The 14,920-nt window shown below is 71.0% G+C and carries 14 protein-coding genes; 8 read left to right on the top strand and 6 right to left on the bottom strand.

Annotated elements, in window-relative coordinates; genetic code table 11:
• The first annotated feature begins 22 nt into the window (after positions 1 to 22).
• The 3 genes from ARC20_RS01555 to ARC20_RS01545 all read left to right on the top strand — a co-directional run bounded on the left by ARC20_RS01555 (position 23) and on the right by ARC20_RS01545 (position 2,042).
• Positions 23 to 388, top strand: coding sequence for a DUF6164 family protein (locus tag ARC20_RS01555; RefSeq protein ID WP_057643286.1), 366 nt, complete (start codon positions 23 to 25; stop codon positions 386 to 388).
• 36 nt (positions 389 to 424) lie between these two features.
• Entirely contained in the window at positions 425 to 1,171 is a 747-nt protein-coding gene (locus tag ARC20_RS01550) for a sulfurtransferase (protein WP_057643284.1), read from the top strand.
• A gap of 223 nt (positions 1,172 to 1,394) precedes the next feature.
• Entirely contained in the window at positions 1,395 to 2,042 is a 648-nt protein-coding gene (locus ARC20_RS01545; protein ID WP_057643282.1) for a response regulator, read from the top strand.
• 97 nt (positions 2,043 to 2,139) lie between these two features.
• Here the strand turns inward: ARC20_RS01545 and ARC20_RS01540 are convergent, their stop codons facing one another.
• Entirely contained in the window at positions 2,140 to 5,250 is a 3,111-nt protein-coding gene (locus ARC20_RS01540; RefSeq protein WP_081417980.1) for an Rne/Rng family ribonuclease, read from the bottom strand.
• A 727-nt stretch (positions 5,251 to 5,977) separates the two neighbouring features.
• Here ARC20_RS01540 and ARC20_RS01535 point away from each other — a divergent pair.
• Complete coding sequence (locus tag ARC20_RS01535) at positions 5,978 to 6,901, top strand: RluA family pseudouridine synthase (RefSeq protein ID WP_057643582.1); 924 nt, start codon at positions 5,978 to 5,980, stop codon at positions 6,899 to 6,901.
• 9 nt (positions 6,902 to 6,910) lie between these two features.
• Here the strand turns inward: ARC20_RS01535 and zupT are convergent, their stop codons facing one another.
• Entirely contained in the window at positions 6,911 to 7,720 is an 810-nt protein-coding gene (gene zupT / locus ARC20_RS01530; protein ID WP_057643274.1) for a zinc transporter ZupT, read from the bottom strand.
• A gap of 170 nt (positions 7,721 to 7,890) precedes the next feature.
• Here zupT and ARC20_RS01525 point away from each other — a divergent pair, with 170 nt between their 5' ends.
• Positions 7,891 to 9,993, top strand: a complete 2,103-nt coding sequence (locus ARC20_RS01525) for a pyrroloquinoline quinone-dependent dehydrogenase (protein WP_081417979.1) — start codon at positions 7,891 to 7,893, stop codon at positions 9,991 to 9,993.
• Positions 9,994 to 10,131: 138 nt separating this feature from the next.
• Positions 10,132 to 10,746, top strand: a complete 615-nt coding sequence (locus ARC20_RS01520) for a hypothetical protein (RefSeq protein WP_057643272.1) — start codon at positions 10,132 to 10,134, stop codon at positions 10,744 to 10,746.
• A 58-nt stretch (positions 10,747 to 10,804) separates the two neighbouring features.
• On the opposite strand, the gene ARC20_RS01515 is transcribed toward ARC20_RS01520, so the two are convergent.
• Together ARC20_RS01515 and ARC20_RS01510 are read right to left on the bottom strand one after the other, a co-directional pair.
• Entirely contained in the window at positions 10,805 to 11,224 is a 420-nt protein-coding gene (locus ARC20_RS01515; RefSeq protein WP_057643268.1) for an energy transducer TonB, read from the bottom strand.
• Between the two features lie 2 nt (positions 11,225 to 11,226).
• The gene (locus tag ARC20_RS01510) at positions 11,227 to 11,577 is read right to left on the bottom strand and encodes a 4a-hydroxytetrahydrobiopterin dehydratase (protein ID WP_057643578.1); all 351 of its coding nucleotides are present in this window, start codon (positions 11,575 to 11,577) and stop codon (positions 11,227 to 11,229) included.
• 87 nt (positions 11,578 to 11,664) lie between these two features.
• Here ARC20_RS01510 and ARC20_RS01505 point away from each other — a divergent pair, with 87 nt between their 5' ends.
• Entirely contained in the window at positions 11,665 to 12,261 is a 597-nt protein-coding gene (locus ARC20_RS01505; RefSeq protein ID WP_057643266.1) for an NfuA family Fe-S biogenesis protein, read from the top strand.
• Between the two features lie 18 nt (positions 12,262 to 12,279).
• Positions 12,280 to 14,097 (top strand): hypothetical protein, encoded by a 1,818-nt coding sequence (locus ARC20_RS01500; RefSeq protein ID WP_057643263.1) that lies wholly within the window; start codon positions 12,280 to 12,282, stop codon positions 14,095 to 14,097.
• Positions 14,098 to 14,160: 63 nt separating this feature from the next.
• Here the strand turns inward: ARC20_RS01500 and ARC20_RS01495 are convergent, their stop codons facing one another.
• Complete coding sequence (locus ARC20_RS01495) at positions 14,161 to 14,622, bottom strand: c-type cytochrome (protein WP_057643260.1); 462 nt, start codon at positions 14,620 to 14,622, stop codon at positions 14,161 to 14,163.
• A gap of 8 nt (positions 14,623 to 14,630) precedes the next feature.
• Positions 14,631 to 14,920, bottom strand: a 290-nt coding sequence (locus ARC20_RS01490) for a c-type cytochrome (RefSeq protein ID WP_057643257.1), incomplete at its 5' end; no start/stop codon positions are given.

Below are 14,920 nucleotides of genomic sequence, written 5' to 3'. Positions count from 1 at the left end.
GCCCGCCCGGTATCATTCGCGCATGGCCAAGCTGCTGCTCAACCTGCGCAACGTTCCCGACGATGAAGCCGACGAGGTGCGTGCCCTGCTGGACGAGGCGAAGGTCGACTACTACGAGACCCGTCCGAGCCTGTGGGGCATTTCCGCCGGTGGCATCTGGCTGCGCGACGGCGCCGAACATCCGCGCGTGAAGGCGCTGCTGGATGCCTACCAGCAACGGCGCGGCGAGACCGCGCGCGCACGCCGCGCCGCCGAACTGGCCGACGGCAGCGGCGAGACCTTCGGCTCGCTGCTGCGCACGCGGCCGCTGTTCGTGATCGTCACCCTGCTGGGCATGGTGGCGGTGGCCGCGCTGGTGCTGTTGCCGTTCCTGCTGCTGTCGCGCTGAACCGGGCCGGCCCGTGGCAGCGGGTAGAATGACGCGATGATCGTCAACACCGCCGCCTACCACTTCGTCGAGATCGCCGACCCGGCCGCCCTGGCCGAGGCCGTGCACGAGCGCGCGCAGGCGCTGGCCCTGAAGGGCAGCGTGCTGGTGGCGGGGGAGGGCATCAACCTGTTCCTGGCCGGGCAGGCGGCGGACATCGAGGCGTTCTATGCCTGGCTGCGTGCCGACGCGCGCCTGCAGTCGCTGCACATCAAGTACAGCCACAGCCAGGCGATGCCGTTCGCGCGGCTCAAGGTGAAGCAGAAGGCCGAGATCATCAGCTTCCGCCGCGAAGACGCCTCGCCGCTGGACGCCCCGCGTGCGCCCACGGTGGCCCCGGCCGTGTTGCGGCAGTGGCTGCGCGATGGCCACGACGACCAGGGCCGCCGCGTGGTGATGCTGGACACGCGCAACGAACAGGAAGTGGCCTACGGCACCTTCGCCGGCGCGCTGACCTTGCCGATCACCCGCTTCACCGAATTGCCCGACGCGCTGTCGCCGCATCGCGCCGCGCTCGCCGACGCCACCGTGGTGAGCTTCTGCACCGGCGGCATCCGCTGCGAGAAGGCCACGCTGTGGATGCAGTCGGATGGCATGGACAACGTGCTGCAGCTCGATGGCGGCATCCTGGGCTACTTCGAGGCGGTGGGCGGCGAGGGCTACGACGGCCGCTGCTTCGTCTTCGACGAGCGCGTGGCGCTGGACCCGCAGCTGCAACCGCTGCACGACGACGCGGCTGCCTGAGCCAGATCGCGGCCTAGTCCGATCCCCCTACCGGGCTATTCCTGAGCGCGCCAGCCCGGACAGCATGAAATGATGGAGATGTGGCGGGCGTTCCGGTTCACGGGCCCGCCGCAGTGGATGGCTTCCCCACGGCCCGCCAATGCACCACACTGGGTTTCAGCTTGCTAGGCCCCATCGAGGGGTCTACGCTGAATTGTTGGCTTACAGCGGGAATGACGCAGGGATGACCATCAAGGTTTTTCTGGTCGACGACCATGCGCTGGTGCGAACCGGCATGAAGATGATCCTGTCCAAAGAGGTGGACATCGAGGTCGTGGGCGAAGCCGACAGCGGCGAGGCCGCGCTGCCGCTCATCCGCCAGCTGCGTCCGGACATCGTGCTGTGCGACCTGCACCTGCCTGGCGTCAGTGGGCTGGAGATCACCGAGCGCATCGTCAAGGGCGACCACGGCACGCGGGTGATCATCGTGTCGGTGCTGGAAGACGGGCCGCTGCCCAAGCGTCTGCTCGAAGCGGGCGCATCCGGTTACGTCGGCAAGGGCGGGGACGCGCACGAGCTGCTGCGCGCGATCCGCGAAGTGGCGCTGGGTCGCCGCTACCTGGGCACGAGCATCGCGCAGAACATGGCGCTGTCGAACCTGGAAGGCGGCGCCTCGCCGTTCGACCTGCTGTCGCCGCGCGAACTGGAAGTCGCGCTGCTGCTCACGCAGGGCCTGCGCCAGGAAGACATCGCCAAGCGCCTCAGCTTGAGCGCCAAGACCATCAACACGCACAAGGCGCGGCTGTTCGAGAAGATTGGCATCCAGGACAGCATCGCGCTCGCGCGCCTGGCCAACCAGTACGGCTTGCTGGATCCCACGCGCACGGTCTGAAGGTTTCGCGCGCGGCCGGGCCGCGCATTCCGTCAAACCTCATCCAAAAAGAAAGCGGCCCGAAGGCCGCTTTCTTTTTCAACTGCACGGTGCCGAATCAGACGGCCGGCGGGCGCGGGGTTTCCTCGCGTGCCTGCTCGACATCTTCTTCCACCGCTTCCGACGCCGGGGCGGCCGGCTCGGCAGGCGTGGCGGCTTCCGTCGAAGCTTCCGCAGTGGCGGCCTGCGCGGCGGCATCGGTGGAACCTTCGACCGGCGCGACCGGGGCAGGCGTCGGCTCGACGACGACCGGCGCCGTTTCGACGACGGCCTCGGCCTGGGGCGCGGCAGCGACCGGAGCCGCTTCCACCACCGGAGCCGGCGCGCTCGGGGCGGGCTCGGCTTCGACCGGCGCCAGCACGTCGAGCAGGGTCGTCTGCACCGGCATGTACGGCTTCGGCTCGGCCGGAGTCTCGACCACCGGGGCCGGCACTTCCGCCGGGGCCGGGGCGGCGATCGCCTCGACCGGCATGACCACCGGCGCGGCATCGGCCTTCGGCGCATCGACCACCGTCGGGGCGGCGACCACGGCTGCCGCCGCGGTGGCAGCCGCCGCCGGCTTGGCATCGGCCTGCGGACGCGGCTTCGGCGCGGGCGCGACTTCGTCGTCGAACTCGAACTCCGGCTGGCGGCTGGCTTCCACCGGCTCGGCGCCTTCGGTCAGGTCGGCGTCGATCTCGTTGTCGCCCTCGTGCTCGTCGCCTTCGCCGGCGTCATTCATGCCCTCGGCGTTCTCGCCACCGGCGGCACCGCCGCGACGACGACGACGACCACCGCGACGGCCACGACGACGACGGCTGCCGCCTTCGCCGGTGCCTTCTTCACCCGAGGCCGGGGCGTCGGCGCCGATCTCGTCGCTGCCGGCTTCGACCGGCACGTCGGTGGACGGCGCCTCGTTGACCGGTGCCGCCTCGAACGGCTTGGGCGTCGCGACAACCGGCTCGGCGGCCACCGGGGCCGGCGTGGCCACGGTCACCGCGCTCGCGGCGGCCGCGACGGCCGGCACGATGGCGGGGTTCACCGCCTCTTCGGCGCGCGGCGCGGGCTTGGGCTTGTCCTGCTGCGGGGCCGGCGCACGCTGCGGCTGCTGCGCGGCCTGCTTGGGCTGCTGCGGCTGCTGCTGGGCGTTCGGGTTCTGGCCGGCGTTCTGCGGCTTGGGCTGCTTCTGCTTCTGCTGGCCACCCTGCGGCTGCTGCTGCGGCTGCTTGGCCTGGCCCTGCTGCGGCTGTTGCTGCGGCTGGCCGTTGCCACCCTGGCGGCGTTCGTCCTGGCGGCGCTCCTCGCGACGCGCGTCCTTGTTGCCGCCACCCCGGTTCTGGTTGCCGCCGCGGCCGTCGCGACGCGCATTGCGGTCGCCCCGGTCATTGCGGTTGCCGCCGTTGCGGTTGCCGTCACCGCCCTGGCCCTGGCGCGGACGCTGGGCCGGTGCGGCGGTCGGCGCGGCTTCGGCGGTGCCGAAGATGCGCTTCAGCCAGCCGACCACGCCGGTGGCTGCCGGCGCGGCCACGGGGGCCGCCACCGGAGCGGGGGCCGCGACCGGCTCGACGGGTTCGTCGCGTACCGGCGCCGGCTGGCTCGGCTTGATCGAAGTCACCGCCGGCATCGCCGGGATGTTGAGCTGCGCCTTGGTCAGCGCGTGCACCGGCAGCTTGCGCGGGGTACCGCGCTGGTAGCTCGGCTTGCCGCTTTCCTCGCCCAGCTCGTTCTCGCGCAGGCGCGTGACCTCGTAGTGCGGGGTGTGCAGCTGTTCGTCGGCGACGATGATGATCGGCGCGTCATGGCGCGTTTCGATCTCACGCAGCGCCGAGCGCTTCTCGTTGAGCAGGAAGTTGGCGATCTCCACCGGGGCCTGCACCAGCACCTGCCCGGTGTTCTCCTTCATCGCGTGCTCTTCGGCAACGCGGATGATCGACAGCGACAGCGATTCGACGCTGCGCATGCGGCCATGGCCATCGCAGCGCGGGCAGACGATCTGGCTGGACTCGCCCAGGCTCGGGCGCAGGCGCTGGCGGCTCATTTCCATCAGGCCGAAGCGCGAGATGCGGCCGAGCTGGACGCGCGCGCGGTCGTACTTCAGCGCGTTCTGCAGGCGGTTCTCGACCTCGCGCTGGTGCTTGGACGAGGACATGTCGATGAAGTCGATCACCACCAGGCCGCCCAGGTCGCGCAGGCGCAGCTGGCGGGCCACTTCCTCGGCCGCTTCCAGGTTGGTCTGGAACGCGGTCTCCTCGATGTCGCTGCCCTTGGTGGCGCGCGAGGAGTTCACGTCGATGGCGGTCAGCGCCTCGGTCTGGTCGACCACGATCGAACCGCCGGAGGGCAGGCGGACATTGCGCTCATACGCGCCTTCGATCTGCGATTCGATCTGGAAGCGGTTGAACAGCGGGATGTCGTCCTTGTAGTGCTTGAGCTTGCGCAGGCTCTGCGGCATCACCTGCTGCATGAACTCGCGCGCGTCGGCGTAGAGCTCGTCGGTGTCGACCAGGATCTCGCCGATGTCCGCGCGCAGGTAGTCGCGCAGGGCACGGATGATCAGCCGCGATTCCTGGTAGATCAGGAACGGGCCCGGCTTGGTCAGCGCCGCCTCGGCGATGGCCTTCCAGGTCTGCAGCAGGTAGTCCAGGTCCCACTGCAGCTCTTCCGCGTCGCGGCCCACGCCGGCGGTGCGGATGATCACGCCCATGTCGTCGGGGATGTTGAGCTTGTCCAGCGCGTCCTTCAGCGCGGCGCGGTCCTCGCCCTCGATGCGGCGCGAGACGCCACCGGCGGACGGCGAGTTCGGCATCAGCACCATGTAGCGGCCGGCCAGCGAAATGAACGTGGTCAGGGCGGCGCCCTTGTTGCCACGCTCTTCCTTGTCGACCTGCACCACGATCTCCTGGCCTTCGCGCAGCAGTTCGCGCAGGCCGGCCTTGTGGTGGTCCACGCCGGCCTGGAAGTAATCGCGGGAGATTTCCTTCAGCGGCAGGAAGCCATGGCGTTCGGCGCCGTAGTCGACGAAGGCCGCTTCCAGCGACGGCTCGAGCCGGGTGATGCGGCCCTTGTAGATGTTGGACTTCTTCTGTTCCTTGGACGGCTGTTCGATGTCGATGTCGTACAGGGTCTGGCCGTCCACGATCGCCACGCGCAGTTCTTCCGCCTGCGTGGCGTTGATCAGCATTCGCTTCATTGTTGCGTTCCTCGCGCGCTGCTACCGCGCGGAACGCCATGGCGTTTCGCCTCTGGATCGGTTCGCCGCCCCCTCGCGCCGGGCGCGGGCGGGGATGGCTGGGCTTTCCAGCGCTACGACACCACGGCAGGCCGCGGGAGCGCTCTCTATGTGTTTTACGTTCTAGTTGCTATGGAACCGGCGGCCGCGTCCAGCAGGCTGGGGCGTCGCACGGGGCATGTTCAGCGCGGGTACCCAGGTACCCGGCGATGGCGGGGCAGGCCGGCGAGCCGCTAACATGGCCGCCCCGGGGGCGGTGGCCGCGCACTGTGCCGGAATCGTCGGAAGCCGGGCTTTCGGCCCTGCGACTTCCAACGAAATCAAACCCTTATCTCGCCCGCCGAGTGTAACAGAATAAACAGCCGGAATGACCGACCCCCAACCCCCGCGGCCCGGCCGCAAGCCCGCCCGTCCTGCCGCGAAGAAGCCGGCGCGCACCCTGCGCGCGGTGCAGGCAGCCAAGGCCGCCGCCAAGCCGGTGGCCGAACGCGAAGCACGCGGTAGCCAGCGCCCGGCGCCGGCCGCCCCGCGGCCGGCGCGCGGCCCGGCCGAAGACCGTCGCCCCGGCGCAATGGCACGTCCCGCGCCGGGCGGTGAGCGCCGTCCCGCGAAGGTCGCCCCGCCGGCGGCCCCCGCGGTCGAGTCGCCGGCCGCGCCTGCCGAACGGGCCCAGGCCCGCACGCTCGCGGTGTCGGAAGATCGCGCCGGCCAGCGCCTGGACAACTTCCTGCTCGGCCAACTCAAGGGCGCGCCGCGCAGCCTGGTCTACAAGCTGGTGCGCAGCGGGCAGGTGCGCGTGAACGGCGGCCGCGCCAAGGCCGAGCGCAAGCTGGAGGCGGGCGACGAAGTGCGCGTGCCGCCGCTGCGCGTGGCCGAGGAGGGCGAGAAGGCGATGCCGCCGGCCGCCTACATGGCGCGCCTGGAGGCGGCCATCGTGTTCGAGGACGCCCGGCTGCTCGCCCTGAACAAGCCGTCCGGGGTGGCCAGCCACGGCGGCAGCGGCATCAGCTTCGGTGCCATCGAGACCCTGCGCGCGCTGCGCCCGGGCCAGACGCTGGAACTGGTCCACCGCCTGGACCGCGATACCTCCGGCCTGCTGATCATCGCCAAGAAGCGCTCGGCGCTGACCGAACTGCAGGCCCTGATGCGCGAAGGCGACAGCGAGGAGGGCCGCGGCATCGCCAAGCGCTACCTCACCTTGCTGGTGGGCCGCCTGCCGGATGGCGTGATGACGGTGGACGCCCCGCTGCATGTCGGCCTGCGCCAGGGCGGCGAACGCCACGTGCAGGTGCGCCCGGAAGGCAAGCCGTCGCTGAGCCACTTCCGCGTGCTGGAACGGCGCGGCGGGCATTCGTACTGCGAGGTGCGCATCGAGACCGGCCGCACCCACCAGATCCGCGTGCATGCGCAGCACCTGGGGCACCCGGTGGCCGGCGACGACAAGTACGGCGAGGAAGCGGTCAACAAGCGGCTGCGCGACCAGGTGGGCCTGCGCCGGCTGTTCCTGCACGCGGCCTCGCTGGAATTCGCGCTCGACGGCGGGCAGACGCCCTACGTGCTCAACGCGCCGCTGGCGCCGGAACTGGCCGAAGTGCTCGAACGCCTCGGCTGAGCGGCGCGCTCACCACTTGAACAGCACCAGGCTGATGGCCAGCGTCGCCATGCCGCCGACGAGGCCGTACACGGTCTCGTGCCCCTTGGCGTAGCGCTTGGCCGCCGGCAGCAGTTCGTCCAGCGCCAGGAACACCATGATGCCGGCGATCATTCCGAACACCGCCCCGAACACCGGTGGGCTGAGGAACCGCGAGAGCAGCAGGTAGCCGATCAGCGCGCCGACCGGCTCGGCCAGGCCCGAGGCCAGGCTGGCGGCGAAGGCGTAGTCCTTGCGATGCGTGGCGAAGTACACCGGCACCGCGATGGCGATGCCCTCGGGGATGTTGTGGATGGCGATGGCCAGCGCCAGCGGCATGCCCACGGAGGGGTTGTCCAGCGTGGCGAAGAACGTCGCCAGGCCTTCGGGGAAGTTGTGCGCGGTGATCGCCACGGCGGTGAGCAGGCCCACGCGCTTGATGTAGGCGCGGTTGTGCTCGCGGAAGGCCGGGTCGTCCACGCTCAGGCCGTCGTGCGGGTTGGGCACGAAGTGGTCGATCAGCACGATGAGCAGCATGCCGCCGAGGAAGGCGGCGGTGCCGGCGGCGAAGCCCCATTGCGTGCCGTAGGCCTGGGAGAACGCGTCCACCGATTTGCCGAGGATCTCGGTCAGCGAGACATAGACCATCGCCCCGCCGGCGAAGGCCAGGCCGAAGGCGAGCAGGCGCGGGTCCGGGCGCCGCGAGAAGATCACCATCAGGCTGCCAAGCCCGGTGGCCAGGCCGGCGGCGAGCGTGACCGCCAGGGCGATCAGTACGGAAGCGGGGAAGAGGGTCGACACGGGGCGAGTATGCCCGGCACGGGTGAAGGAAGGGCAAGGCCAACTGCATCGCGTGCGCCGGCCCCGGGCGGCCGCGTTTCGTCCCTGCCAGCCCGCGTTTCGTCACATCGCGGCCCGCAGGCTGCCTGCGCCTGGCCACACTGCGCGGCAGGCATGACAAGGAGGAATGGATGGACAGGCTCAGGATCGGCGCGCTCGGTGCCGTCGTCGCATGCGCGTTCGCCGGCAGCAGCGGCGCGAAGGACGCCCGCGCGGCCGGCGACTGGGCGCACTACGCCGGCGCGCCTGGCGGCGGCCAGTACTCGCCGCTCGCGCAGATCACCTCGGACAACGTCCACCGCCTGCGCATCGCCTGGTCGTTCCGCACCGGTGAGCTGGGCGCCGGGCTGCCGGATCCGGAGCGGCGCCGCTTCGAGGCCAACCCGCTGGTCATCGACGGCCGCATGTACCTCAACACCGGCACTGGGATCGCCTTCGCGCTGGATGCGGCGAGCGGGCGCGAGCTGTGGTCGCACGATGCGAAGGTCTCGCGCAGCCATGCCTACAGCGACCCGGCCTCGCGCGGGGTGAGTTTCTGGCGCGACGAACAGGCGCCGGCGGGGGCGTCCTGCCGCGAGCGCATCCTCTACGGCACGCTGGATGCCCGGCTCATCGCGCTGGATGCGGCCGATGGCCGGCCCTGCGCGCAGTTCGGCGGCGGCGGGCAGGTCGACCTGCGGCAGGGCGTCGACATCCAGTCGAAACCCGATGCGCGCTGGCAGAACTATGCGGTGACCTCGCCGCCGGTGATCGCCGACGGGGTGCTGGTGGTGGGCAGCTCCATCGGCGACAACCGCGCCAGCGCGCTGGAACAGGGCGTGGTGCGCGGCTACGACGTGCGCGACGGGCGCGAACTGTGGCGCTGGGATCCGGTGCCGCGTGACCCGGCGCAGGCCGCCGCGCAGGGCTGGGTGCCGGCGCAGGCCGCCACGGTCGGCGCGGCGAATGCCTGGGCGCCGCTGTCGGTGGATCCGGCACTGGGCCTGGTCTACGTGCCGACCGGCTCGGCCAGCCCGGACTACTTCGGCGGCGAACGCCTCGGCGACAACCGCGATGCCAACTCGCTGGTCGCGCTCGACCTGCACACCGGCCGCCGCGTCTGGGCGCAGCAGCTGGTGCACCACGACCTGTGGGATTACGACCTGGCCTCGCAGCCGGCGCTGGCCACGGTGCAGACCGGGCAGGGCCCGCGCGAGGCCGTCCTGCAGGCGACCAAGACCGGCTTCCTGTTCGCCTTCGACCGCCGCACCGGCGCGCCGGTGTTTCCGATCAGCGAGGTACCGGTACCGGCCTCCGACGTGCCTGGCGAACACGCCTCGCCCACGCAGCCGATGCCCGAACCCGCGCTGCGCCTGTCGCGCATGACCCCGGTGACGCCGGCCGAGGCGTGGGGCCCGACGCCGGGCGAGCGCCGGGACTGCGCGGCGCAGATCGCCAGGCTGCGTTCGGAAGGAATCTTCACCCCGCCCAGCGTGCGCGGCACGATCGCGCTGCCGGGCTGGGCGGGCGGCGTGAACTGGGGCGGCATCGCGATCGACCCGCAGCGCCAGCTGGCGATCCTGCCGGTGAGCGACCTGCCGATGCAGGTGGCGCTGATTCCGCGCGAACAGTTCGACTGGGACGACCGCGACCAGTACCCCGACCAGGAATTCAACAGCATGGACGGCACTGCGTACGGCATGCGCCGCGGGGTGCTGAAGTCGGCCAAGGGCACGCCGTGCATCGCGCCGCCATGGGGGCGGATGGTCGCCGTGGACCTGCGCACGCGGCGGGTGGCCTGGGAACGCCCGATCGGCACGCTGGAAGAAACCCTGCCGTGGCTGCCGCTGGAAGCCGGCCTGCCGGTCCTCGGCGGGGCGACCGCCACCGCGGGCGGCGTCACCTTCTTCGGCGGCTCGGGCGATGCGCGGCTGCGCGCGCTGGACACGGCCACCGGCAAGACGCTGTGGGACGCCAAGCTGCCGGCCGGCGGCCAGGCCACGCCGTCGGTGTACGCGGTGGACGGCCGCCAGTACGTGGTGATCGCCGCCGGCGGGCGCGAGGGGCTCGGCCCGATGGGCGATTACGTCATCGCCTACACGCTGGACGGGCAGGGCAAGGAGGTCGTCTTCCAGCACGGCACGGCGGTGCGCATGACCGTGCTGGCGCTGGCCGCGCTCAGCGTGCTCGGCTTGATCGCCTGGGGCGTGCGCGCGTTGTGGCGCCGGCGCGCACGCCGGCGGGTGGCGCGCTGAGGTGAGCGCACGTTCTTTCCTCCCGTAGGCACGGTTGCCGGAATCACTATAGAGTCGGCGCGCGACGCCTGCCGATACGGGCGCGCAGGTACGCCGCGCCGGCAGCGGTGCGCACAGGGACTCAAGGAGGAGGAGGCGATGCGTGTAGTGCTGGCGGCGTTATTCGTGTTCGCCTGCGGTGGCACCGCAGCCGTACTGATCGACAGCCAGCTGGCCTCGCCATGGCCGTGGTGGGCGAAGGGGGTGCCCGCGCTCGCGATGCTGGCCGCCAGCGGGTTGTCGTTGTTCCTGTTCAACCGCAGCGGCTTGCGCCCGCAGTTGCGCCGGCAGTCGCATGCAGTGTTCATCGCCGACCTCCATGCACAAGGTCTGCTTCAGCGGGAAGCTTTCCAGGCCAAGCGCGCCTTCGCGGTCGCCGAATTTGAAGACGAGGGGTCGCACTATTTCATTGAGCTGGATGATGGCCGCGTGCTGTACCTCGGCGGCCAGTATCTGTACGACTTCGAGCCGCTGGAGGCCGACGACGGCGAGCCTGAGCAGCAGCGCAGTTTCCCCTGCAGGGAATTCGAGGTGCTGCGGCATCGCCAGGCCGGTTATGTCGTGGATATCGTCTGTCGCGGCCAGGTGCTGGAACCGGAACTGGTCGCCCCGCCGTTCGGCAAGCGCGAGATGCGAGATCTGCCGGAAGACGGCGAGCTGATCGTCGATCGCGACTACGAAACCTTGAAGCGCACGCGCCTGGCCGCGGCCTGAAATACGAAGCCCGGCAGGGTGGCCGGGCTTCGGGGGGCGAAACGACCGGACGACCGGCTCAACCGCCGCGCTTGGCGCGCTCCTCGATGGCGAAGCACTCGTCCGGCTTGGGCACCGGCGGCTTGAAGTCCACCGGCACCTGGATGGTCTGCGCCACCGGCTGGCCGTTGCGCGTGGCGGCGCGGAACTTCCATTCGCGCACCTTCTCCTGCGCCAACTGGTCCAGCTGGGTCTGGCCGCTGCTCTTGACCAGCGCGACCTCGGTCGGCGTGCCTTCGGGGCCGACGGTCACCTTCAGCACCGTCTGGCCACCGGCGCCGGCGCAGGCCAGCTCGATCGGGTAGGCCGGCGGCGGGGTCTCGATGGCGGCCAGCTCGGTCGGCGCGACGGCCGGCGCGGCGGGCGCCTCGGATTTGCCGCAGGCGGCAAGGGCCAGCGCGGCGAGCGCGGGCAAGGCGAACCGGTGGGTCTGGTGCATCGTCACACTCCTGGGTCGACGAGGGCGGAGGCCTTGGCCGCGCAGATGAAGTCGTTCTCGCTCAGGCCGCCGACATCATGGGTGGAAAAACGGACCACGGCGCGGTTGTAGTGCACGCCGAGATCGGGGTGGTGGTCTTCGCCGTGGGCGATCCATGCCAACGCGTTCACGAAGGCCATGGTTTCGTAGTAGTTGTCGAAGGGGAAGGTACGGGTCAGGGCGCTGCCGCCTTCGGCCAGTTCCCAGCCGGGGACCTGGGGCAGCAGTTCCGCCAGCCGCGCTTCGCCCAGCTTGTGCTCGGTGCCCTTGCGCGGCAGGCAATGGGCCCGCTGGAGGGGAATCAGGTCTGTCATGGGGAAGTCCTCGCGGTAACGGAAGATGCCGGGCGACGCGTGCAGGGATTGCATAAGGCGCTGGCGCTACAGGGGTAGAATAACCACATGATCCAGATATCCGATAAAGCGCAGGGCCACTTCCGCCGCCTGATCGAACGCGAGGGCGTGCCTGGCATGGGCGTGCGCCTGAGCGCCATGGAGCCCGGCACGCCGCGTGCCGACGCGCGCCTGGAGTTCGCCGAACCGGCCGACCTGGCCGGCGACGAATGGGCCGTGGACTGCGATGGCTTCACCCTCTATATCGCCGCCGACAGCGTGCAGTGGCTCGACGGCGCCGAGATCGACTACGTCACCCAGGCCACCGGCAACCAGCAACTCACCATCAAGGCGCCCAAGATCAAGGGCGAGGCCCCGGGCGATGCCGCCTCGCTGGTCGAGCGCGTGCGCTGGGTGGTGGAGAACGAGATCAACCCGCAGCTCGCCTCGCATGGCGGGCGGGTGGCGGTGCAGGAAGTGTCCGGCGATGGCGTGGTGCTGCTGCGCTTCGGCGGCGGCTGCCACGGCTGCGGCATGGCCGACGTGACCCTCAAGCAGGGCATCGAGAAGACCCTGATGGGCCGCGTGCCCGGTGTGACCGCGGTGCGCGACGCCACCGACCACGCCACGGGTGATGCGCCCTACATCCCGCGCGACGCGGCCTGACCTGACCGCGCCGCGCCGGTGACGAAAGCCGCCGACCTCATCGACGTCCTGCTGGCGCGCCAGCCGGTGGGACCGTTGCTGGATCGGCGTTCCGGTTTGCCGTTCGCGTGGGGCCATTGGGTGCGCACGCGCGACGTGATCGCCTCGGTGGCGTATCCGTCGGCGGCGGTGGCCGAACTGGTGGCGCAGCGGCCGCCGCGTGCTTCTTCGGGCGTGCTGCCGCCGCTGTCGAAGTGGCAGGCGTTCCGCCGCCTGTGGTGGCAGCACTGGGAGCCGCGTCCGCGCGACGAGCGCCCGTACCACTGGCTCGCGATGCTGGCCAGCTTCCTCATCCACCTGGCGTTCTTCATCCTGCTGCTCTGGGTGGCGGTGGTGCGCCTGGCGCAACCGTCGGACGAAGGCGGCGAGGAAGGGCGCGTCAAGCTGGAGATGATCGGGCGCGGTTCGCCGGCCGAAACCGGCGGCGGCCCGGGTGAACCGGACGCCGGCGGCGCCGCTTCGCCCGCCCCGGCCCGCCAGGCCACCGCGGCGCAACGCGCGCAGCGGGCGCAGGCCGCCGCGCGTGCCAGCGCCGCGCCGGCGGCTGCCGTGCCGCCGCCGCCTGCGCCGCCACAGGCCAGCACCGATGCCAACGACAGCGAGCCGGCCAGCGAACCGCTGACCGCGCCGCCGATGACGCTGCCCACGCCGCGCCTGCCGGAGCCGGTCATCGCCGACCAGCCGTTGCAGGTCACCGAAACCCCGGTCACCACCACCGATTTCACCTTGCCGCCGCCGCAGCCGGTGGAACTGTCGATACCGTCGCCGCGCGAAGTGACGCCGCCGCCGGTGCGGGTGCGCGAGCGCCAGGTCGTGGTGGCCGACCGCCCGGCGCTGGTCGCGCCGCGGGTGCGCGAGGTGGATGCGCCGAGCGTGCGACCGGCCACGCCGCAGGTGCGCGAGCGCGAGGTGGTGTCGGTGGATACGCCGCAGGTCACGCTGCCGCAGACGCCGCCGCGCGACGTGCCCGTGCCGCAGGTGCGCGCGCCGGACGTGCAGGTGCGGCAAATCGAACTGCCCGGCGTCGCCGACGCGCCCGCCGCGCCAAACCCGACACCGGCCGCCGCGCCCGCGCCTTCGTCCGCCACTGCCGACAACGGGCGCGATGCCACGTCTTCCAGCACCACTGCTTCCCCGTCGAACGCGGCGAACGGCAACGCCGCCGCCCCGACGCCCACGCAGGGCAACGGCAACGCACAGGCGCGTACCGGCAACGGCCGCAATGCGAGCGATCGTCCCGCCGGCAATCCCGCCGCCACCGGTGGCAGCGGCCCGCGCGCGGCCGAACGCAGCGGGGGCTGGGATACCCAGGCCGCCGGCGACGACTGGAGCGTGGGTCACCAGCAACGCGCCGGCGAGGATGCGGCCGGCGCGCAGGGCAATGGCCTGTACAACCGCGACGGCAGCCTGCGCGTACCAAGCGAAGGCCAGGGTGCGGGCGAAACCCCGCGCGGCGCGCCCGGCAGCGACACCGACGGCTGGAGCCGCGAACGTCTCGCCGATGCCGGCACCTGGCTCAAGCGCCCGCCGTACGACTACACGCCGACCTCGTTCGACCAGTACTGGGTGCCAAACCAGTCGCTGCTGGCCGATTGGGTGCGCAGCGGCGTGAAGCAGATCGAGATTCCGATTCCCGGCACCAACACGAAGATCAAGTGCGTGGTGTCGCTGCTGCAGTTCGGCGGCGGATGTGGCTTGACCAATCCGAACATGCAGGACCAGCCGGCCGAGGCGCGACCGCCGCCGGATATCCCGTTCAAGAAGGAACTGCAGGAAAACAACGGCAGCGTGCGCTGAAAGCGCGCGGCGAACGGGAAACGCGGCGCGCGATGGATCACGCGCCGCGTTTCATGCGCCCACTCAATGCGCGTTCTTGAGGTCCTTCAGCTGCGAGGCGCGCGAACCGAAGTACGCCGCCAGGTCGGCGATGTCCTGGTCGCTGAGGTTGGCCGCCTGCGGCGACATCAGCGGGTGCTGGCGGTCGCCGGAGCGATACGCCTGCAGCGCATGGGCGAGGTAGTCGCCGTACTGGCCGCCCAGCTTCGGGTAGGTCGCGTCGATCGGCGTATTGCCGTCCGGGCCGTGGCAATCGATGCAGCTCTGGCCGGTGGCCTTGCCCTTGGCATGGGCGAGCTTGTCGCCGGCCTCGACGCGGCCGGCCGGCAGGCCCGCCGACGAGCTGGACCCATGCTCGCCGCTGGCGTGGCCGGGATCACCGGCCGATTTCTCGGTGGATTCCACCTGCGACTGGCTGCACGCGGCAGCGGCCAGGGCGGCAAGCAGGACGATGGCGAAACGCGGGGCGTTCTTGGCTGTCGACATGGGCGCGCCTACTTGAGGGTGGAAAGGAAGGCGGAGATGTCGGCGATGTCCTGGTCCGTGAAGCTCTGGGCCTGCGCCTGCATCGTCGGATGCTTGCGCTTGCCTTCCCGGTACTCGACCAGGGCCTGGGTCAGGTATTTCGACGACTGCCCGCCGATCTTCGGCACCCTGAAGCTCGGGTAGGCGTTCTTGTAACCGGGGATGCCGTGGCAGCCCTGGCACGTGTAGGTGAGGATCTTGCCCTTGTCGGGTTGGCCGGTAAGGCCGTCCGGACCGGGGGCGGGCGCCGGCGCGGCGG

The organism is Stenotrophomonas panacihumi, from assembly GCF_001431645.1.
Classification (GTDB): domain Bacteria; phylum Pseudomonadota; class Gammaproteobacteria; order Xanthomonadales; family Xanthomonadaceae; genus Stenotrophomonas_A; species Stenotrophomonas_A panacihumi.
The sequence above is the reverse complement of the archived record's forward strand: the minus strand, read 5'-3'. Positions and strand labels throughout refer to the sequence as shown.

Bases quoted from the DNA above. Each gene is read 5' to 3' on its own strand.
- ARC20_RS01515 (WP_057643268.1), bottom strand. From the start codon at position 11,224: ATGCACCAGACCCACCGGTTCGCCTTGCCCGCGCTCGCCGCGCTGGCC.
- ARC20_RS01540 (WP_081417980.1), bottom strand. From the start codon at position 5,250: ATGAAGCGAATGCTGATCAACGCCACGCAGGCGGAAGAACTGCGCGTG.
- ARC20_RS01520 (WP_057643272.1), top strand. From the start codon at position 10,132: ATGCGTGTAGTGCTGGCGGCGTTATTCGTGTTCGCCTGCGGTGGCACC.
- ARC20_RS01555 (WP_057643286.1), top strand. From the start codon at position 23: ATGGCCAAGCTGCTGCTCAACCTGCGCAACGTTCCCGACGATGAAGCC.
- ARC20_RS01550 (WP_057643284.1), top strand. From the start codon at position 425: ATGATCGTCAACACCGCCGCCTACCACTTCGTCGAGATCGCCGACCCG.
- ARC20_RS01495 (WP_057643260.1), bottom strand. From the start codon at position 14,622: ATGTCGACAGCCAAGAACGCCCCGCGTTTCGCCATCGTCCTGCTTGCC.
- ARC20_RS01510 (WP_057643578.1), bottom strand. From the start codon at position 11,577: ATGACAGACCTGATTCCCCTCCAGCGGGCCCATTGCCTGCCGCGCAAG.
- ARC20_RS01505 (WP_057643266.1), top strand. From the start codon at position 11,665: ATGATCCAGATATCCGATAAAGCGCAGGGCCACTTCCGCCGCCTGATC.
- ARC20_RS01545 (WP_057643282.1), top strand. From the start codon at position 1,395: ATGACCATCAAGGTTTTTCTGGTCGACGACCATGCGCTGGTGCGAACC.
- ARC20_RS01525 (WP_081417979.1), top strand. From the start codon at position 7,891: ATGGACAGGCTCAGGATCGGCGCGCTCGGTGCCGTCGTCGCATGCGCG.